At 42.4% G+C, this 19,750-nt stretch carries 18 protein-coding genes; 4 read left to right on the top strand and 14 right to left on the bottom strand.

Features of this window, described 5'->3' with window-relative positions; translation table 11 throughout:
- Nucleotides 1-128: 128 nt before the first annotated feature.
- From V1500_RS04345 to V1500_RS04330, 4 genes are all read right to left on the bottom strand, one after another.
- Nucleotides 129-1,808: an acyl-CoA dehydrogenase family protein gene (locus tag V1500_RS04345; protein ID WP_409304381.1), complete on the bottom strand. Its 1,680-nt coding sequence runs from the start codon at nucleotides 1,806-1,808 to the stop codon at nucleotides 129-131.
- Nucleotides 1,809-2,026: 218 nt separating this feature from the next.
- On the bottom strand, nucleotides 2,027-2,476 hold the full coding sequence (locus V1500_RS04340; RefSeq protein ID WP_409304380.1) for a DUF6376 family protein: 450 nt from the start codon (nucleotides 2,474-2,476) through the stop codon (nucleotides 2,027-2,029).
- A gap of 55 nt (nucleotides 2,477-2,531) precedes the next feature.
- Entirely contained in the window at nucleotides 2,532-3,173 is a 642-nt protein-coding gene (locus tag V1500_RS04335; RefSeq protein WP_409304379.1) for a protein kinase family protein, read from the bottom strand.
- Between the two features lie 338 nt (nucleotides 3,174-3,511).
- Nucleotides 3,512-4,447, bottom strand: a complete 936-nt coding sequence (locus V1500_RS04330; protein ID WP_409305911.1) for an aldo/keto reductase — start codon at nucleotides 4,445-4,447, stop codon at nucleotides 3,512-3,514.
- Between the two features lie 195 nt (nucleotides 4,448-4,642).
- On the opposite strand from V1500_RS04330, the gene V1500_RS04325 reads away from it, so the two are divergent.
- A complete protein-coding gene (locus V1500_RS04325) occupies nucleotides 4,643-5,809 on the top strand; it encodes a trans-sulfuration enzyme family protein (protein WP_409304378.1) in 1,167 nt (388 codons plus the stop codon).
- A gap of 76 nt (nucleotides 5,810-5,885) precedes the next feature.
- On the opposite strand, the gene V1500_RS04320 is transcribed toward V1500_RS04325, so the two are convergent.
- From V1500_RS04320 to V1500_RS04285, 8 genes are all read right to left on the bottom strand, one after another.
- The gene (locus tag V1500_RS04320) at nucleotides 5,886-6,050 is read right to left on the bottom strand and encodes a hypothetical protein (RefSeq protein ID WP_409304377.1); all 165 of its coding nucleotides are present in this window, start codon (nucleotides 6,048-6,050) and stop codon (nucleotides 5,886-5,888) included.
- Nucleotides 6,051-6,137: 87 nt separating this feature from the next.
- Entirely contained in the window at nucleotides 6,138-6,338 is a 201-nt protein-coding gene (locus V1500_RS04315; RefSeq protein WP_409304376.1) for a hypothetical protein, read from the bottom strand.
- 85 nt (nucleotides 6,339-6,423) lie between these two features.
- Complete coding sequence (rlmD, locus tag V1500_RS04310) at nucleotides 6,424-7,803, bottom strand: 23S rRNA (uracil(1939)-C(5))-methyltransferase RlmD (RefSeq protein WP_409304375.1); 1,380 nt, start codon at nucleotides 7,801-7,803, stop codon at nucleotides 6,424-6,426.
- A 2-nt stretch (nucleotides 7,804-7,805) separates the two neighbouring features.
- A complete protein-coding gene (locus V1500_RS04305; RefSeq protein WP_409304374.1) occupies nucleotides 7,806-8,684 on the bottom strand; it encodes a DNA-3-methyladenine glycosylase family protein in 879 nt (292 codons plus the stop codon).
- A 114-nt stretch (nucleotides 8,685-8,798) separates the two neighbouring features.
- Entirely contained in the window at nucleotides 8,799-9,593 is a 795-nt protein-coding gene (pdaA, locus tag V1500_RS04300; RefSeq protein WP_409304373.1) for a delta-lactam-biosynthetic de-N-acetylase, read from the bottom strand.
- A 96-nt stretch (nucleotides 9,594-9,689) separates the two neighbouring features.
- Nucleotides 9,690-9,887, bottom strand: coding sequence for a hypothetical protein (locus V1500_RS04295; RefSeq protein ID WP_409304372.1), 198 nt, complete (start codon nucleotides 9,885-9,887; stop codon nucleotides 9,690-9,692).
- 462 nt (nucleotides 9,888-10,349) lie between these two features.
- On the bottom strand, nucleotides 10,350-11,930 hold the full coding sequence (locus V1500_RS04290; RefSeq protein WP_409304371.1) for a fumarate hydratase: 1,581 nt from the start codon (nucleotides 11,928-11,930) through the stop codon (nucleotides 10,350-10,352).
- A gap of 343 nt (nucleotides 11,931-12,273) precedes the next feature.
- Entirely contained in the window at nucleotides 12,274-12,462 is a 189-nt protein-coding gene (locus V1500_RS04285; protein ID WP_409304370.1) for an SE1561 family protein, read from the bottom strand.
- Nucleotides 12,463-12,725: 263 nt separating this feature from the next.
- Here V1500_RS04285 and yfkAB point away from each other — a divergent pair, with 263 nt between their 5' ends.
- Nucleotides 12,726-13,850 carry a radical SAM/CxCxxxxC motif protein YfkAB gene (yfkAB, locus tag V1500_RS04280; protein ID WP_409304369.1) on the top strand — a complete coding sequence of 375 codons (1,125 nt, stop codon included), beginning with the start codon at nucleotides 12,726-12,728 and terminating at the stop codon, nucleotides 13,848-13,850.
- Nucleotides 13,851-13,880: 30 nt separating this feature from the next.
- Here yfkAB and V1500_RS04275 read toward each other — a convergent pair whose 3' ends face one another.
- Nucleotides 13,881-14,666 carry a YfkD family protein gene (locus tag V1500_RS04275; RefSeq protein ID WP_409304368.1) on the bottom strand — a complete coding sequence of 262 codons (786 nt, stop codon included), beginning with the start codon at nucleotides 14,664-14,666 and terminating at the stop codon, nucleotides 13,881-13,883.
- Between the two features lie 437 nt (nucleotides 14,667-15,103).
- Complete coding sequence (gene cax / locus V1500_RS04270; protein ID WP_409304367.1) at nucleotides 15,104-16,171, bottom strand: calcium/proton exchanger; 1,068 nt, start codon at nucleotides 16,169-16,171, stop codon at nucleotides 15,104-15,106.
- 188 nt (nucleotides 16,172-16,359) lie between these two features.
- Here cax and V1500_RS04265 point away from each other — a divergent pair, with 188 nt between their 5' ends.
- Complete coding sequence (locus V1500_RS04265) at nucleotides 16,360-17,550, top strand: MFS transporter (protein ID WP_409304366.1); 1,191 nt, start codon at nucleotides 16,360-16,362, stop codon at nucleotides 17,548-17,550.
- 210 nt (nucleotides 17,551-17,760) lie between these two features.
- Nucleotides 17,761-19,686 carry a heavy metal translocating P-type ATPase gene (locus V1500_RS04260; RefSeq protein ID WP_409304365.1) on the top strand — a complete coding sequence of 642 codons (1,926 nt, stop codon included), beginning with the start codon at nucleotides 17,761-17,763 and terminating at the stop codon, nucleotides 19,684-19,686.
- Nucleotides 19,687-19,750: the final 64 nt, after the last annotated feature.

Here is a 19,750-nt window from a genome sequence, read left to right as displayed (position 1 = left end):
ATATCGCTTTCTTGTCCAATCTCTGAGCACCGGTCAAGTCTGTCCTTTTGAATTCTGCAGATACAGGATCTTTAGTAGAATGAGGGAATCATAATCTCTTTCTTACATGCTTTCTCTGCCGTTTATTTTTACTCCCTGCTCTCTTGCATCATGCCGGACAGGACAATGTCCTCAAAGTAGGCAACAGTCTTCATGCTTTCGTCAAATTCCTGTTCCTCTTGCCATGTTCTTTCTATAAATATCTCCATCACCTTTTGCGCCCGTGAATTTTCCGTTTTAGCATACTCAAGCGCCGTAACACTTTCGAGGATATCCACCATCAGCTTGGCCAGCTTCTTAGAATGAAAGGTTTGGTGGTCCGGTGATGCACCCAGGATCTGACTTGAAAGCCGCTTAAACTTCTCCAAGCCTTGATTGACGAAGACACCCCATTTTTCGTTTCCAACAGCCGCTTTTTCAATTCTGCTTTGCATTTCTTCCAGAAACAGTTCATGAGCCTGGAATTTCTGGAATAACCGCAACACCTCAAGCCCTAGAATATTAGCAGCTCCCTCCCATACTGTGAGAACCTGGGCATCCCTCAGTAGCCGAGGGGTTACGAAATCCTCGATAAATCCATTCCCTCCAAGTAATTCTATGGCCTCATGGCTGAAATGGATAGCCTGTTCCGCTGTTTCTTTCTTAAGAATAGCGATATATAATCGGTTCAAAATGATATCCTTTTGATCCGCTGACTCACGGTTGTTCATAACGAAATCAAACTGGGGCAGGAATCGGAACAATGTCCGGGTTTCAATTTCATGTTTCACAGCCATATGTGATAACGTGTCCTTTACCATCGGAAATTCGATAAGCCGACATCCGAAAGACCTCCTGTTTGAAGCATAATTCCGAGCTTCCTGATAAGCACGCCGCATGATGCCAAGTGAAGCTACAGCGTTGCATACCCTCGAAAGGTTCAGCGCTTCCATCATATAATAAAAACCTTTGGAAGCATCCCCAATCATGTAAGCTTCGGCCCCCTCAAATTCCACTTCTGCCGATGGCACTGCCCGTACACCAAGCTTGTCCTTCAATCTGCGTATCCTGATGCCATTCAATGTCCCATCCTCACGTGACCATGGAACAGCAAATAAGGTCAGCCCCTTCGTCCCTCCGGGTGCGCCTTCTCTCCTTGCCAGTACCATGGCTACGCCGCACATGCCCGCATTGGAAGCAAAATATTTTTCACCATACAGCCTATAATGGTCTCCAAATGGTATAGCTTTCGTCTCATTTGCCCCAACGTCGGAACCTCCCTGCCGCTCCGTCAGAAATGTAGCTCCTTCGTATAAGGCTGTTTCTCCCGTCGAACAAACATGGGGAAGGAATTTTCCCTTAATTTGATCGTCTGCATATTGGTCCAGTAAATAGGCAGTGGCCATGGTTAATGTTACAGGACAATAAAAACCGGGCTCTGTCTGTGACAGAAGGTAGCCTTGAGCATATGAATATATATAATTGCCTTTCTTGCCAAGACCCGGGATTTCCTTATGTACATATCCAACGATACCTGTATTGTAGGTTTCCTCTACCGTCCTTCGGTATCCTTCGTTTACCCAAACACGGGAAACATCCTCTCCAAAGGCATCATATTTTATTAATTTCGGCTGTCCTTCCCGGTCTGTAAACCTTGCCCTCTCATCGATTTCCGCCGCACATTTTGCCCCGAATTGGGCAAGTTCCCTGTTTGCAAATTCATAGAAAGCTGGGTCCAAAAGCTCTTTCAGCAAATCTTGGAGTTGGGTATCATCCTTGTAAAAATTCATACCAAGTCCCTCCTTATGAATACATAGTCCATTGCAAAATCCTACCGCTAAAGAAAAGTGCCTCTCCTTTTTGATTACCATAGCATGTTTACTCGCAAGCTGCATAGAATTTTTTCCACATTTCCCCAAAAAGTATTCAACCACTTTAACGGATAACAAAAAAGGGATACAGTCTGTAACACTGTATCCCTTTTATATAGAGAATTCCGAAACCTTTTTTATCCGCCGAGCTTTTCAATTTGATTGAGGAGATTGGTTATTTCATTAACTGTTGTCATTATTCCCGAATTTTCAAGAACTGCGGGATCGAACACGCCATCTTTTATATTTTTCAGGTAGATGTTGATTCCTTCTTCAAGCTTTTGATTATAACTTTCTATCTGATTGTGAATGTCACTGGCCATGTCAGGGACTTCCACACCGTTAAATTTCTGTATCTCTGCTTTCATCGCCTGTAATTCAGCCTCTAAGTCCTGCCGTGCCTCAACATTATTTACGGCATTCTGAGCAAGCTGGGGTATTTCATCGGCGAACCTTTGTGTTTTATCGATATAATCTGTTGCCTGGTTTGCATATTGCAAAGTATTGTTGACCTCTCCCAGGAAGGAACATCCGCTAAGCAGGATCGTTAATAACAAAACACTGATAGTAAGTCTTGCTTTTCTCATAAAAATGATACCTCCTGAATTTGGAATCTTATCCATACTGTTATTCTGCCCATGGTTATTTTTGCTTAACCACTTGAGCCCTTAGATGCCACTTGCTTTGGAGTTTCTTTTTATAAATAGCTGATATGGCATTCAGCACGGGAACAGGAATTTTTTTGGGGAAGAAACGCCTCATATACCAGCGGTAAAAAGCCCACTTGATATCATTCCATTGATAACATTCCTTGGTTTGCCTAAACCTCGCAACATCAATGATCTTTATCTCTCCCTCATCGGTAAGGAAGATGTTTTTCAAATGGATATCGGAAGGATTCAAGCCTTCAAGCTTAGCCAGCCGCAATGCCATATCAATTTCCTTAATGTGTTGATCCGTTATTAAAATCCCCTCAGAAAGACACTCAAATAAGGTTTTGCCCTTGATAAAGTCGATAACCAGATAATTGGGCCCTTCAGCATAAAATTTAGGGAAGTACGTGAGATGCTTTAGTTGCTTATAAATTTCCGCCTCTTCATGGGCAATATAAGATAATTCAGGAAAAAACACCTTCAGTACTTTATTGCTCCCCTGGATTTTAAATACATAGGCGCTTCGCCCCTGTCCAATAAGCGTCAGTTGTTTGCTGAAACCAAGAAGTGCTGTGTTGCCTGTGTCACTTGATATTTTCACACTATCAGCAAGATGTTTATAGTTCTGCATAATCTCCCCCCTTTAAGAACAAGATGTCCTACTTGTTTCAATTCATCTGTAAAAACACAAAAAGTGAGTGTCCATTACAAAAAAGACGCTACAACCGATTTTCGGTCATAACGTCTTAATAGAACAATAAAGACCTTACCAAAAAATCGGCAAGGTCTCGCAAACAACTTTCGTTGCCAATAGAGCCGGGGACAAATTCCCGTAATGACGGCCGTATTGTATAGCTACTCCCCTTTGACAGAGATGCAAATATTCATTTTTTAAATCGGCATTTACAAGATAATTATATAATCCTCAGTGTCAATAGTCAATAAACGCGACTCGCAGCCATTACTTGTCTATCTGTACTCCACCGACTGGGGATGATCCTCAACAACCAGGTCCAGGTTAGCCGCATTTGCATTCGCTTCCAGTTGTTCCACATCCTTGGTTCCTGGAATCACACTGGTTACAGCAGGATGCTGCAAACACCATGCTAATGCCCATTGGGACATGTTTACACCTTCAGGGACTTCCTGTTCCTTGATCTCAAGCACCAATCTCAGTTTTTGATCAACCTCTTCACGGATATGTTTATAACGTACATCCGTCTCGCTAAAATTTGCTCCCGGCTTATATTTACCGCTTAAATAACCGCTTGCCAAAGGTACTCTAGCCAGTACCCCTAGATTCTGGCGTATGCATGATGGAAACACTGTTTCCTCTGGTGTCCGATCCAGCCGATTGTACACAGCCTGGATCACACTAGCGTTGACTGAGCTGGCATAGTCTGTCTGTTCATGAGTTTTCTCATTGTTTGCAATCGATATTCCTAAATTCTTGATTTTGCCCGCTTGGACCTGTTTGTCCAGAACTGTCCATACACCATCATTCCTGAACACTTCATTGCTTCCAGAGTGAAACTGATATAAATCAATATAATCTGTTTTCAATGCGGCCAGAGAATCGTCCAGCTGCTTGAGAACGGATTCGGCCGACCATCTGTCAGTCCTTTCTCTTTTAGCATCATCGTAATGGTGGCCGAATTTAGTCGCTATGATCCAATCTTCCCTTCTGTCATGCGAGAGAAAATTCCCGATAAATTTTTCGGAAAGATGATCTCCATAGCATTCAGCTGTATCGATGAGATTGATCCCCAATTCTTTTGCCCTGTTTAAAATACGATCTACTTCAGCCTGCGAAAAATCCTTTCCCCACTCTCCTCCAAACTGCCAGGTACCAAGCCCTATCACGGATACAACAAGATTACTTTTGCCTAACTTTCTATATTTCATCATGTTCCTCCTGCCACCAACATTTCAGGAATTTCTTGTTATAGTTTAGTATAATTTCATTTAGGAAATTTTGAAAGAAATGCACATTCTTACCTATAAGTCTGGATTAAACAGGAATGGCCACTGTAACAGGAATGTTACACGCTTCTATTTGCCATACTTAAATTATCATCATTTTATAAGGAGTATAAGACTATGACATTTGAGGAGGATACACAGATATGCATGGGATACTCCGAGCAGGTCGAACACTTTATGGGAGCAGCCATCCCTCCTATTTTTGGAAATACCTTGTTCACCTTCTCCTCCTTTGAAAATCTGGTTGATGCAGTTTTGGATGAACCTAGCCATTATGTATATACAAGAGGCAAGAACCCCACCGTCGAAATTGTTGAGAAGAAGCTGGCTGCCCTGGAGCGTGGAGAAGCGTGCAAATGCTTCGGCTCGGGCATGGCTGCCATTAGCGCTGCCATCCTTTCAAGTATTAAGGCTGATGAACATGTATTATGTGTGGGCAATATTTATTTCTCGACAAAAGGCCTACTGAATTATCTATCTAAGTTTGGTGTTAGCCATACCATAGTCTTGACTACGGATCCGCTGGAGATTGAGCGAAACATTAGAGCTAACACAGCAGTCATCTATTTTGAAAGCCCTACGGATATGAGCTTTCAAATTCTGGACCTTGAAACAATTGCTGCAATGGCCAAAAAGCGCAACATCCTGACAATCGTCGATAATACGTGGGCAACGCCGCTTTTCCAAAAACCCCTTACCTTTGGTATAGACATTGTTGTACATTCAGCCTCCAAATATCTTGGGGGACACAGCGATTTAATGGGGGGTGCCATGATTAGTTCAGAAGAAATCATTGCACAGGTCTTCAAAAAGGAGTTTCTCTTATTTGGAGCAGTGTTAAGCCCATATGATGCTTCTTTACTGTTACGAGGTTTGAGAACGCTGCCTTTTCGGATGAAGGCCCATCAACAAAACGCGTTGAAAACGGCTGAATTTCTAGATAACCACCCGGCTGTAGCGAAGGTAAATTATCCTGGCCATAGTTCACATCCTCAATACGAACTCACACAAAAACAGATGAACGGCTTTTCGGGTCTGATGAGTTTTGAACTCAAAAATGCAACATTTGACAGGGTTGCCGCTTTTATTAACAGTCTTAACACGATAAAGATCGGAGTATCTTGGGGGTCGTTTGAATCCCTGGTTATTTCGCCAAACTACGGAAATAACCTAGATAAACTTCAACAAGAAGATCACTTAAATCCTGGATTAATTCGCCTTTCTGTCGGTCTGGAGAATATTGATGCAATCATAGGTGATATAAAACAGGCACTCAATGCATAATACTATCTTTTCTCGAATCATCTTGGATATAAAAAGGGTTGGCCACCTGAGAACCGGCCAACCTGTATTCTTTATTTTATTTCCTGTTGTTCCTTTGTCTATGTGAACCCTGCTGGCCGCCATTGCCTGTAAAAACATTTTTAACGGCTTGTACCATATTTCCCAGCATTCCATCACCATTGCCATTGTTATGGCCATTGTTATTGTTTTGATTCCTGTTATTGGAATTTTGATTTGCCATTTTCCCACCTCCTATTTATAGGATGCAATAAACAAATTGCAATAAACCTGAAAAAATATGGAGGCGAATGATGACAACATGATCTAACTAATTAATTGGACAAGAGTTTCGATATCCGGAACATTGAAGCGCGCTTTCGAGCAGCCGAATATCATTAACAATCTCTTTTTTAATTTCTTCATCATCACACATATCAAAATCCAGTAACAGCCGGCCAAGTTCTTTCGCAAATAAAAAGTACTCATAATCGCCTTTCATATGCACCCTCAATTTAGTAGTTATAACCATGTTTCTTACCCCTGAAACCCAGAGACTAAACATTTTTCAGCAAAAGGTTTTATTGCCAATATGCGGCAGAATGAGAAATTGCGTGTCACTTCAAGGCAATTTTCGTTACAACCTCAATATGTGAGGTTTGCGGAAACATATCGACAGGCTGCATATATTCCACTTTATATAGTCTGCTCAGCACCTGCAGGTCCTTGGCGAGAGTGGACGGATTACAGGATACATATATGATCTTTTTCGGCTTGGTCTTTAAGATTGTTTGCAGCAAGGCATCGTCACAGCCCGTTCTTGGAGGGTCTACTACTAGAACATCAGCCCTCCAGCCTTCCTTAATCCATTTCGGCATGATTTGCTCGGCTTTCCCAACCTCATATTTAACATTGCTGCGTTTATGCCGTTGCGCGTTTTTTCTTGCATCCAGGATGGATTCCTTAATGACATCCATGCCTCGTACTTCCTTGGCGGAATCGGAGAGCCAAAGGCCGATCGTTCCTACTCCGCAATAAGCGTCGACCACTTTTTCAGTACCAGTCAATGCAGCCGCCTTTTTCACCTCATCATAAAGCTTCACTGTTTGTATCGGATTCAGCTGGAAGAAGGTCCTGGCAGAAAGCTCATAGGATAAATCTCCAAGCGTCTCATGAATGACTTCTTCACCCGCCAAATGAAAGGTATGATCCCCAAAAATAAGGGAAGTCGCCTTCTCATTTACATTTTGCACGATGGATTTTACTTCTGGAAGCCTTTCTAGGATAGCTTTGATAAGCTTCTCCTTTTTTGGCAGCTCATTTGTGTTAGTAACGATAACGACCTGAACCTCTCCTGTCTGAAACCCAACTCTTGTGATCACAGTCCGTACTGCGCCTTTTTTCTTTTTCTCGTTATAGATTGAAATTCCGAGCTCTTTCAAGATCGTCTTGATGATACCGGTCACTCTGTTGCTTGATGCGTGCTGCACCATACAGTTAGGGATATCTATGAGATTGTGGGAGTTTAGGCCATATAGGCCAGCGATGACATTACCATCTCTTAAACCCACTTGAAACTGGCTCTTGTTTCGGTAATTCCATGGGTCATCCATTCCAATAGTATCTTTTACATCAAGTGATTCGATCGGAAAGCGAGTATACCGTTCCATCGATTGAATCACAATATCCCGTTTTTCTACAAGCTGCTGGCTATATTTCAGATGCTGAAGCTGGCAGCCTCCACATTCAGCATAGAATGGACAGGGAGGGGCAACCCGGTGTTCCGATGCCTTGCGGATTTTTTTTATTTTGGCTTCCGTGAATTTGGGTTGCACCTTGGTAGCTACTGCCACCACTTCCTCACCCGGAATGGCCCCCGGCACAAATACTACTTTACGCTTGAAGTAACCAACACCCTCTCCATTTATACCAAGTCGTTTTATCGTTAATGGGAAGGTTTGTCCCACATCCAATGTTGTTTCTTGCTGTTTTGTCATTTTCATTCACTCCGTTTTTCAATGCTTCTCCATAAATAAAGGGAAGCATAGCTTAAGAAAGGCGACCAGCTCCTGCTATATGTCTCCATTTCGTCGATAGTCGGCTTATGCTGCAAGCCGTATAGTTTTTTTAATGCATTTTGGATGCCTATATCCGCCATTGGAAACAGGTTTGGCCTGCCTAGACCGAACAAAAGGAAATTTTCTGCAGTCCAGCGTCCTATCCCTCTTATTTTGACCAGTTCATCTATTATTTCATGATCCGATTTTTGTATTAGCTGATCTAAGTCCAGCCGTCCTCCTATAATCTCTTTTGCGAGGCCGATCACATATTCTGCTTTCCTGTTGCTGAATTGCAGCTCCCTGAGCTGTTCGACATTCAATGAAGCTGTCGTGCTCGGAGACGGATAAAACCAGACACCATCCAAATCAAATCCAAAATTCTTTACAAAACGTTCCGTTAATGTGTGTGCAAATGCCAGGTTCAGCTGCTGATGGATAATGCACTTAACGAGACAGCCAAAGTAATCGAAATCAAGAACAATAGCCGTGCCGCGATGTTCCCGGAAAATATCTTTCAAATCAGTTCCCTCGAAATGGGATTGGATATCCTGAAGCGGCAGATGCAGGTGAAAAATCTGCTTGACACGTTCGATTGCATATTCTTTTGACTCGTAGAAAGAACCAGAAATCAAGAATTCCGGGGAGTCTATTGTTCCGGTCCCTTGTACACTGACTATGAAAGGTTCCCCATTATAATAAAGAGGGACTCTTACGGTCCGGCTTTTGCGGTCCACCGCATGAAGCGGGTCTAACAACAGCCTGTCCAAAACAAGTTCGAAATTATACGGCCCTTGAACCTTCAATAATTCCGTCCACATCGCAATCATCCTTAGCATTTTTCCACGTATTATAGCATGTTTCACCTAATTTTACTTTAAAAAACCAAAGAAGGAATCAGGTTCCCCTAAAAGGGACCCTGATTCCGCATTCACTCAGTATAACATCGAGTCTGCAAGCTGGCGGGCAACTAATAGATCATCGAGACTTTTAAATACATAACCCTGCTTTTTCAAATCTCTGATAATCGAATCGATTGCGTCCGCATTGTCCTTTGAAACCGTGTGGAGGAGAATGACGGCACCTGGATGGATTTGTTTCATTACTTGCTCGTATGAATACTGCGCTCCTTTTTGGCGGTCTACCTCCCAATCCTTGAAAGCAAGGGACCAAAAGATATGTAAATAGCCCTCCTGTTTGGCCACCTCCATCGTTCTTTCACTGAACACTCCTCGTGGCGGACGGAGATAATTCATCGTTTTCTGTCCTGTCAGCTCCTGTGTTTTCTTGCGGACCATTTCTAATTCTTGTTTTATTTTCATATCGGTAGTACGCGACATGTCGGGATGATGCCAAGAATGATTGCCTACAATATGCCCTTCGTTTACCATTCTCTTAACTAACTCTGGCGCTGATTCTAGGTAATGCCCTGTTACAAAAAAAGCGGCCGGTACCTTGTGTTTTTTTAGCACATTTAGAATACCTGCCGTATACCCATTTTCGTACCCATTATCAAAAGTAAGGTAGATTTCTTTTTTCGTGGTATCCCCTTTGTAAATGGCGTCATATTTTTTCAGCATATTATCTAGCTCAGCGCCAGCCTCAGCAGGCTGTCCATTTTGGCCTCTCTTGAACCCCCAATTATACGGAGTGTTTGGAGCAGCGAACGCAGGGTTATTAACAATTAAGGATAATAGCAGAATTGAAATCAGTATAGAAAGATTTCTCATTTTTACCCCTCCTTCTTCTTTTTTTTATTGTTTGGAAGAGTTGAGAAAATATACGAAGACCCTTCAAAAGCGAGGGCCTTCGCGATGGCTATAGATTTAATTAGACAATTTTTTGATGGCGTGGTATATGAGCACAAGTGCAAAGACCAATACTACTATAAGGCCGAGCGTCACAAGAATGGGCTCCAAAGAAGCGACAAAACCTGCCACCGGACCTGCCTCAACAAGGCCAGGAAGAATAATTAGTGCAAAACCAGCAAGTATGGCAAGAAAAAATAACTTAGCTGAGTCCACAGCTGATCCCCCCTTTCCGTAGTTATCATATGTGTGACATTAATATTCGGTGAGGGCAGAAATCGCCTTCTTTAAACAAATTTTTCAAAGAAAATCAAAATGCTTATTCAACTGACAAAATTGCCCGAAATAACGGATCGCCCCTTCCCAGCCGGACACACAAATATTGCAGACAATTTATGATTTTCCACTTCTAATTAAGTGTAAGTCGCCACACTTCTTCCAGGATGTATTGGCGCTTTCTTTTGGGTTTTATTCAGGATGCATGTCACCCTGTTGGAAAAGCTAGTTGAAAGAAGATCATGAAGGCAGTAAAGTTCACTGTGCATAGCTCCCGGGAAAGCCAACAAATCGAAACAGCATGCGGCAGTCAACGGCCAACCTCCAAAAAAAAGACTGCAGCAACCCGATTTTCTCGAGTTGTCTACAGTCTATACCGCCCAATACTTGGAACTCTAAATATTATTTAAAAACAGGTTCCTTAAATTGAGCCAGCCTTTCAAGCGAGCTTTGGGCAACATCCTTATGCAGGCTGTTTCCATGTGAATCCATTGTCACAACAGCAGTGAATCCTTCCACATTTAAATGCCACATGGCTTCCGGAATTCCAAACTCCATGAAGTCTACTCCATCCACCGACTTAATGCAATCGGCATAATATTGAGCGGCCCCGCCGATGGCGTTTAGATATACCCCGCCATGCTCTTTAAGTGCCTCCAGCGTTTTAGGCCCCATACCGCCTTTGCCAATAACGGCCCGGATTCCAAATTTCTTCATGATATCTCCCTGATAAGGCTCCTCACGAATAGATGTGGTCGGTCCTGCTGCCTTAACATGCCAGTTTCCTTCCGCATCTTTCATCATAACCGGTCCGCAATGGTATATGATTTGCCCGTTTAAATCAACAGGTGAGTCATTCTCGGACAAGTGCTTATGAATGGCATCACGGCCAGTATACATCCTGCCAGTGATATGTACTACATCCCCTACTTTTAGTTCACGTATTTTTTCTTCGGTAATTGGAGCATTCAACACTACCTCACGGCTGGAAGTTTCTTTATTCGTATCAGCTTCAAATGCAGCAGCCGATTGGAGTGCCGCAGCTTCTTTTTCAGCTTCCGCAGCAAAATCTACCTTTTCGCCTTCCTGGTAGAGCCATTCCTGGATCGCTCCTGTTTCCGTGTCTACTTTAACACCCAGTCTGCGGAAAGCCCAGCAATTGTATGCCACTGATACGAAGAAGCTGGCCGGTATCCGGTGCATGACTCCAATTTTGCATCCTAGGAGCGTTGTTTCCCCACCGAATCCCATCGTGCCAATTCCGAGCTCATTTGCAGTTTCCATGATATACTCTTCCAGCTTACGAAGATCTTCATTTGAATTAACATCCTCAGAACTTCTGAATAATTGTTCCTTAGCCAAATCATAACCGGACGAACGGTCACCGCCTATGCCGACTCCTATAAAGCCGGCACTGCATCCTTGCCCTTGTGCCTGGTATACGGAATGGAGAATGCACTTACGGATGCCGTCCAGATCCCTTCCTGCTTTACCAAGTCCTTCAAGTTCGCAAGGCAGGCTGTACTGTATATTTTTATTTTCACAGCCTCCCCCCTTCAAGATAAGGCGGACGTCTATATAATCATTTTCCCATTGTTCGAATTTTACAACCGGAACACCGAATCCAAGGTTGTCCCCGCTGTTTTTTCCTGTCAATGAATCAACAGCATTTGGGCGCATTTTGCCATCGGCCGTTGCCTGGATCATTGCGTTCCTGATCGCTTCTTTTAACTGAATCTGGTTTACACCTACCGGGGTTTTTATTTTAAACGTAGGCAATCCTGTATCCTGGCAAATTGGAGACACATTCTCATCTGCCATCGTTATGTTGTTTGTAATAGTAGCGAGGCTCATTGCAGAACGTGTGCCAGCATTTTCAAGTTCCTTTGCTCTCTTGATCGCTCTTCTAACATCACTTGGAAGATTCGTTGATGTTTCAACTATCAGGTTGTACATGCTTTCTTGAAATTTTTCAATATTCATGGTCTTCTCCCCCTATTTGGGCTGGTATAGTAACACCAGCCTCCCCCTTAGTTGTCTTGCCTGGAAGTTTACAGGCAATTTCCTTATTCTTCGGAAAGTTTTAAAAAATCATATGAACCTGTATTATTATACTCCTATCACGAGTGTTAGAAAAGACATGCTTAGGAACCGTTTCCAAAAAAAATTATTGCTTTAAACGAAACGAGCAAACTATGCAAAAGTCCACCTGAAGATATACGAATGTATTCTGTGGTTGCCACAATCTATTTCCAGGAGGCTCGTTAAGCTCAAAAATAAAAAATCCCGTAAAATACAGGATTTTATTTCTAAAAATATTGTTAGGCTATAATTCTTTGCGGTACTTAAATTGTTCCACTTTTGTTTCAAGCTCATCCATAAAGCCGATCAGCCTGTCGATGTCCTCAACCTCGGTGCTCTCAGGTTCAATACTATCTAAAACTTCAAGAAATATGGATAAACGTTCTTTTAGATATTTTAATTGATCATCCTTGTTGGTGATGGATTTACCCATTTTATGTTCTCCTTTCCGGCAATAACATCCTGAAGCCTTGCCATTCATTGCCTTACCGTGTTGAAAGTTCCTATCAGTATTAATACAGTACAGCCGTGAATATAAATGTATCATTACCGTTAGTCCCTGAAAATTTATTCCACATACATCCTACAAAAAATCGCTGCGGAGTGCAATCATCGCCCTATAAAGTTTGACATTATCAGAGTCTTTTCTGATAATAACATGGCAATCCACCCTCAAAAAAGTAAGGAGATTCATCTATGTCTACTAAAATAGAACGGCTCAAGCCTATATCACCCAACTTTGACACATGGGAATCATACATGGATGTTCAAGAGTATGGGAAAATAACTTTATCGAATATTGAATTCACGACAACTACCCTTTGTAATATGCGCTGCGAACATTGTGCAGTAGGCTATACTTTACAGCCAAAAGACCCTGCCGCTCTTCCACTGGATCTAATTCTGAAACGGCTTGACGAGATCCCAACCCTTCGCTCATTGAGTATAACCGGCGGAGAACCTATGCTTTCAAAAAAGCAAGTGCAAAACTACGTATTGCCTTTGTTGAAATATGCACATTCAAGAGGAGTGCGAACACAAATAAATTCGAACTTGACTCTTGATTTAGACAAGTATGTAGAAATAGCCCCGTTCCTGGATGTCCTGCACATTTCTCATAATTGGGGAACCATTGATGACTTTGTGGATGGCGGATTTGCAATGATGGAACGAAAGCCATCAAGGACGCAGCGGGCTAAGCTATTTGATAAAATAATCGAAAACTCACGTGCACTTACAGAAATCGGAGTCCTTGTATCCGCAGAAACCATGCTGAATAAACGTACCCTGCCGTTTTTGGAAAAAATACATAGACAAATTGTAGAGGAAATGGGCTGTCAGAGACATGAATTGCATCCCATGTATCCAAGTGATTTTGCCTCAAATCTGGAAACACTTTCACTTGGGGAAATACGAGAAGCGATTCATCACTTATTGGATATTCGAAACAAGGATACTTGGATGTTATTTGGCACACTGCCTTTTTACCCATGTAATTCTGAACCAGAAGACCTGAAACTTTTACAAAGGCTTTATTCAGAGCGGAATGTTACAGTAAGGAATGATCCTGATGGCAGGTCCCGCTTAAATGTAAATATTTTCTCCGGCGAAATCATCGTGACCGATTTTGGCGACGCACCTCCACTTGGGAATATACAAACTCATTCATTACAAGAAGCTTATGACACATGGATGTCTTCTTCCCTTGCCAGTCAGATCAATTGCCATTGCCCTTCCGTACATTGTCTTGGGCCGAACCTGCTTGTAAAAAATAGTTATTACCGTGATACTGACTTTACTATGCGCAAAACGAATATATAGCAGAAAATCCAGCTATTTAGCTGGATTTTTTTATCGCGGCAATTCAGATGCACTGAAGCTGAAGGACAGGTGATCCTGGACTGGAATCCAGGCACCGATTCCTTGAGAAGTCACATTCTTTATCGACAACATTTTTTTATTCCCTTTTAGCACCAGATATACTTCCCCGTACGTTACCTTGCCTTTTTCATTTACCGCGGACGCATAAGCGTGCAAGTATCCCATTCTCTTTGCAGGAATGTTGTAAGTGTGGTCTTTCTTTGTCCCTCCGCCAATTATGGTTTCAAAGGCCAATGGCAGCTTTGTCTTTTCCGCGGCTTCTAGCAGCATCATTTTCTGAACGTCATCAGATGCAGGGATTCTTGCTGTCAATCCGCCGCGTACATTTTTTTGTGCCTCCTGTACGTAATGGATCTTATAGGGTACATTTCCTCCCCGATTATCATAATAGTTGGTATTAATTTTTTGATATTCCCAGTTTGGAGATGTCTCTGCAGATTGATAATTCAATGCCCAGTGCCCCATATAGATGGTTGCACGGTAACCAAAAGCAAACGGCGCTTTAGCTACTGTCGATTCATTTAACATATGGATCAGCTGTGGATTTTCTATTTTGATATCTGAGGATTGCAGCAGTTGCTTCGCAAATTTACTCGGCTGAAGAAGCGGTAAATCCTGTGTTGCGTTTGGATAAGTATTTTCCTTTGCCACATTGAGCACTGAAGGCGGTATATGAATTCTGGCCACTGCATTTGCATAACTTGGAGAGAAGGCAAACAAAACAAATATACCTAAAGCAGTAATAAGTCGTTTCATGATGGTGTCACACTCCTTTAAGTGTTATCTTTATTTGTTAAAATGAACTAATCCCAGTTTTTTTATTCGCTGTTGTTACACCAGGCGCAGGGTTTTGATGTAACATAAATGTAAAATTCAGAATATTTACAAATATCAAAATACGTGTTAGAATAAAGTAACTTTAAACAAAGGAGGCGAAATCGTTCATACCCGATTAAACAAGGAGGTATGTCTATCGATTAGTCTTAGTGAACCAACCAATCAGCAAAGCTACAATTACTTACTAACATCCTATAGAAAAGGCTGGTGAGAAATCCTAGAATTATATCTTCAAGTTGTTGTAAGAAGATTAATAATAATTTTGGATGAGATTATGTATGTAAATACGCATTGTACAATATAAAATGACCCTGCGAGTTTATAGGCAGAGTCATTTTTTTATTTAGCATTCATTTTTAAAGGAGGTAAAAGCCTATACCCATAATTACATATGCAGCTAATAATGTGAGCCCCTCAAACCAGTTGGTTTCGCCATCATTTGAGATAATGATCATTAAAAATACAGCAGATACCATTGATATTAACTCCGGCAAAGAAAACACAAGCGGCATCTTGGTTGGAAACAGCAAGGAAACCAGCACTAAGACTGGTGCCACAAACATTGCGACCTGAAGTGTCGAACCAACTGCGATTTCTACTGCAATATCCATCTTGTTTTTAAATGCGAAAATGATTGCCGATGCATGCTCAGCCGCATTACCCACAATTGCAACTATAATCACCCCGATGAATAATTCTGTCCACCCAAATGCCTGCCCTACTTCATGGAAAGTATGGACCAATTTTTCCGAGACGTACGCTACCGCGACAGTGGCGGCTGCCAGTATTGCGATAGCCGCTTTTTTGCTCCATTCCGGTTCCTCTTCGTCATGGTGGGCTGCACCCCCTCCTTTTTCTGATGGCTGGTATACCCCGCGGTGTGTGACTAATTTAAAGAATAATGCCGCAAGATACAGAGCGATCATTGTAATGGAGATGCCAACACTGAGAGACATTGTTTCGGATTCACTCATGTCCAATGAAAATACCTCAGGAATAACAAAAGCTACAACAACTGCAAAGATAAGCAGCCCTGCATTATGCCTTGCATCAAATACATTAAATTTCTGGCGTTTAAATTTCACTCCCCCCATAAAAAAGGACAGACCTGCAACAAGCAATAAATTCCCGAGCACAGACCCTGTCAAAGATGCTAGGACAACCCCCACAAGCCCGGCTTTCAAGGAAAAGATGGAAATAATTAATTCAACTGCATTACCAAATGTAGCATTAAGCAAACCGCCTATTCGCGGCCCCATAACTACAGCAAGACTTTCGGTCGCCCTTCCCATAAAGCTGGCCAGGGCAATAATGGTAAGGCAGTATATGCCGAACATGATGACACTGGGCCAGTGCAGCAGTGAGCCAATTACGGATAAAGGCAATCCGGCTGCCAATAAAATAAAAAATACCTTGTTCCCCATCTTTTTTATTCCTTCCCTATTTATATTTGGTATGTAACATGATAATTTATTGCATAATTTTATTAAAAATCGGGCTTATGATATTCTAGCCGACAAGCCCATGGTGGAAATATACCCGAAAATCACTTGCCTAATCCTTGTTGCCGCATGTACCATTCTACATAAGACGATTTTATTGGGAGAGAGACATGAATCATAGACTGTTATTCGGGGTATTAATCAGCATAGTTGGCATATCAGGACTTTCCCAGGGAATGCTGCTTCCATTAATTGCGGTCATATTCGAGAGGGATGGAGTAAGCTCATCACTGAATGGATTACATGCAACAGGTTTATATATAGGTGTCCTGCTGGCTTCCCCCCTTATGGAGGCCCCTCTGCGGAAGCTGGGCTATAAGCCTCTGATTTTGTGGGGCGGCATCACTGTCATTGTATCGATGGCCATGTTTCCGGTGTGGAAGTCTTATTGGTTTTGGTTTGTACTGAGGCTGCTGATCGGAATTGGGGACCATGCACTGCATTTTTCCACGCAGACCTGGATCACTGCTATTTCCCCCCGCCATAAACGGGGCAGGAATATTTCGATTTACGGGCTTTTCTTCAGTATCGGCTTTGCTATAGGACCATTACTGACAAAATTACTTGAAATAAGCGAAGCGCTGCCGTTTATGGTTACAAGTATTATCAGCCTTATTACCTGGCTGTTTGTGTTTCTATTAAAAAATGAAAAGCCTGCAGAGGACCACAGTATTGAAACAACCTCGTTTCTAGGGACAATCAAGCGGTTTTCACAGGTCAGCCGCTATGCCTGGGTTGCCCTTCTTCCTCCAATGGGTTTTGGCATCCTCGAGGCAGTCCTAAATGGGAATTTCCCTGTTCTCGCCTTAAGATCGGGAATAGATGTGAACATGGTATCGATCATAATTCCTGCGTTTTCTGCAGGGACATTAATATCCCAAATCCCTTTGGGAGTTTTGAGTGACAAATACGGCCGCCGCAAAATATTGTTAATTGTCTTGTCTGGAGGCTCGGCCATTTTCTTTGCTGCCGGATTCCTGACAAGCCTTGCAATGGGCCTATTGGTTTGCTTTTTGGCTGCCGGCATGCTGGTTGGCTCAACCTTCTCGCTGGGAATCAGCTATATGGCTGATTTATTGCCTAAAAGCCTCTTGCCAACCGGCAATCTTTTGTGCGGAATTTTCTTTAGCATCGGCAGTATCAGCGGTCCCTTTATAGGAGGCATTATAATTGAATATATGAAAAGCGGCAGTTTATTCTTTATGCTTTCCTTTATTCTGCTGACCATCTTGATTGCAATCGCAAGCTTCCGTGAAGAACAAGCTTCCTTTTATGCCTACTCCAAAGATACACAAAAATAAGCAACATTCTTTAAACCGTTTCATATTTATGGTAGTATGACATTACTTAAATAAACAGAAATGGTAGAATATTGGATTAAAAGATTCATTTGCTGTCATCGGCTTCGATGGCAGCTTTCGCCTTTTTTTAGGGTATTGATGTTGATTTTCTTTCTCAATTATTTATAGAAAGACGATTCTATTACAATTTTCTAACCGGGAGGGAATCATTTGGCAACTCAAACTAATGCATTGTCCAGACAATCAGATCAGCAAAAGCACTCATTCCTTGAACAAATACAGCCCCATGCAGAACTCATTGCTGCATTGTTCAGCGGCGTACTCATTTTGGCTGGATGGTTCCTTTCTAAAAATGGCATGGAAGCACCCTCCATCACTTTGTTTATACTTGCTTTTATAATTGGAGGCTTCGCCAAGGCAAAAGAAGGAATAGAAGAAACGATCCAAAATAAAGAGCTGAATGTTGAAATGCTTATGGTGCTGGCAGCGATCGGTTCGGCGATAATAGGCTATTGGACTGAAGGGGCAATTTTAATATTCATTTTTGCCGTCAGCGGCGCCCTTGAAACCTATACTATGAATAAGAGCCATAAAGAGATATCTGCACTTATGGATCTGCAGCCGGAGGAAGCACTGCGAATCCTCTCAAACGGCATAGAAGAACGAGTCCCTGTGTCAAAATTACAGATTGGAGATTTCATCCTTGTTAAGCCCGGCGAACGGGTCCCCGCTGATGGAAAAATTTCAGAGGGCAGCTCTAATTTAGATGAATCTGCAATTACTGGGGAATCTCTGCCTGTATCAAAATCTGTAAATGAAGAGGTCTTTGCCGGCACTGTAAATCTTAGAGGTACTCTTACGATAGAAATCACAAAATCGGCCAGCGAAACTCTTTTTCAGAAAATAATTATTCTTGTTCAATCAGCCCAAAGCGAAAAATCACCTTCACAGTTATTCATCGAGAAATTCGAAGGAACCTATGTCAAGGTAGTCTTGGCAGTTGTTCTGTTAATGATGGTACTTCCACATTTTCTTTTGGACTGGAGCTGGACAGAAACTTTCTACAGAGCGATGATTCTGTTGGTTGTTGCATCACCCTGTGCACTCGTGGCATCCATTATGCCTGCCACCCTCTCCGCCATTTCCAACGGAGCCCGCAGCGGGATCCTGTTTAAGGGTGGAATCCATCTGGAAAACCTAGGCAATTTAAAAGCCATTGCGCTTGATAAAACTGGCACCCTGACAAAAGGAAAGCCTGAGGTTACAGATATCATTGTCCGTGAAGACATCACAGAAGAGGATTTTTTATTCCATGTAGCCAGTATAGAAAAATATTCAAATCATCCTCTCGCGTCTGCCATTGTGCAGCATGCGCAAAAATCACTCTCAAACATCTTAGTAAAACCGGAGACCATGGAAGACATAGCTGGATACGGAGTAAACGCCCGCATTAAAAATGTGGAATGGAAGATTGGGAAAGCGGATTTCGTCGGAAGACGTGACGCCGAAGAATTTCAAAACGGCATTGCGCTTACTCTTTCAGCAGAGGGGAAGACCGTGGTATACGCAAAAGACCATAAGGGAATTGCCGGGATCATGGCTTTAAAAGACCAAGTACGTGAAGAAACGATTCGAGCAATTGAAGAGCTTAAAAAGGAAAACATATATACCGTGATGCTGACAGGCGACGGCGAAAATACAGCAAGAGCCATCGCATCAGATAGCCATATGGATGAATACATTTCTGAATGCCTTCCCGAGACGAAGGTAGATGAAATAAAGAAACTGAAACAGCGATACGGGACGGTAGCAATGGTGGGAGACGGAATAAATGATGCACCTGCTCTTGCAACGGCTTCTGTAGGTATAGCCATGGGGGAAGGAACTGATGTAGCTCTGGAAACTGCCGACGTAGTGCTGATGAAAAACGATTTGCCTCGAATTGCCGAAGCAGTAAAGCTATCCAAGAAGATGAATACGATTATAAAGCAAAACATCATCTTCTCTATCTCCGTGATCATGGTATTGATTGCAACTAATTTCCTCCAGTTTCTAGACCTCCCCTATGGGGTTATTGGCCATGAAGGCAGCACCATACTTGTTATTTTAAACAGCCTTCGGCTGTTAAAAAAATAGAGGCTGTCATGATTGCCAAGATGCGGGCTTATACCGCATCTTTTTTTAATTGTACTTGTAACCT

Source organism: Peribacillus sedimenti (genome assembly GCF_046237635.1).
In the GTDB taxonomy this organism is placed as follows: Bacteria; Bacillota; Bacilli; order Bacillales; family DSM-1321; genus Peribacillus; species Peribacillus sedimenti.
This window is presented reverse-complemented; position numbering and strand designations above follow the sequence as displayed.

Excerpts from the sequence above, each read along its gene's own strand:
- V1500_RS04305 (WP_409304374.1), bottom strand. The coding sequence starts at position 8,684 with ATGTGGACGGAATTATTGAAGGTTCAAGGGCCGTATAATTTCGAACTT.
- V1500_RS04285 (WP_409304370.1), bottom strand. The coding sequence starts at position 12,462 with ATGGGTAAATCCATCACCAACAAGGATGATCAATTAAAATATCTAAAA.
- V1500_RS04345 (WP_409304381.1), bottom strand. The coding sequence starts at position 1,808 with ATGAATTTTTACAAGGATGATACCCAACTCCAAGATTTGCTGAAAGAG.
- rlmD (WP_409304375.1), bottom strand. The coding sequence starts at position 7,803 with ATGACAAAACAGCAAGAAACAACATTGGATGTGGGACAAACCTTCCCA.
- V1500_RS04340 (WP_409304380.1), bottom strand. The coding sequence starts at position 2,476 with ATGAGAAAAGCAAGACTTACTATCAGTGTTTTGTTATTAACGATCCTG.
- yfkAB (WP_409304369.1), top strand. The coding sequence starts at position 12,726 with ATGTCTACTAAAATAGAACGGCTCAAGCCTATATCACCCAACTTTGAC.
- V1500_RS04265 (WP_409304366.1), top strand. The coding sequence starts at position 16,360 with ATGAATCATAGACTGTTATTCGGGGTATTAATCAGCATAGTTGGCATA.
- V1500_RS04320 (WP_409304377.1), bottom strand. The coding sequence starts at position 6,050 with ATGGCAAATCAAAATTCCAATAACAGGAATCAAAACAATAACAATGGC.
- V1500_RS04330 (WP_409305911.1), bottom strand. The coding sequence starts at position 4,447 with ATGAAATATAGAAAGTTAGGCAAAAGTAATCTTGTTGTATCCGTGATA.
- cax (WP_409304367.1), bottom strand. The coding sequence starts at position 16,171 with ATGGGGAACAAGGTATTTTTTATTTTATTGGCAGCCGGATTGCCTTTA.
- V1500_RS04290 (WP_409304371.1), bottom strand. The coding sequence starts at position 11,930 with ATGAATATTGAAAAATTTCAAGAAAGCATGTACAACCTGATAGTTGAA.
- V1500_RS04315 (WP_409304376.1), bottom strand. The coding sequence starts at position 6,338 with ATGGTTATAACTACTAAATTGAGGGTGCATATGAAAGGCGATTATGAG.
- V1500_RS04325 (WP_409304378.1), top strand. The coding sequence starts at position 4,643 with ATGACATTTGAGGAGGATACACAGATATGCATGGGATACTCCGAGCAG.
- V1500_RS04275 (WP_409304368.1), bottom strand. The coding sequence starts at position 14,666 with ATGAAACGACTTATTACTGCTTTAGGTATATTTGTTTTGTTTGCCTTC.
- pdaA (WP_409304373.1), bottom strand. The coding sequence starts at position 9,593 with ATGAGAAATCTTTCTATACTGATTTCAATTCTGCTATTATCCTTAATT.
- V1500_RS04335 (WP_409304379.1), bottom strand. The coding sequence starts at position 3,173 with ATGCAGAACTATAAACATCTTGCTGATAGTGTGAAAATATCAAGTGAC.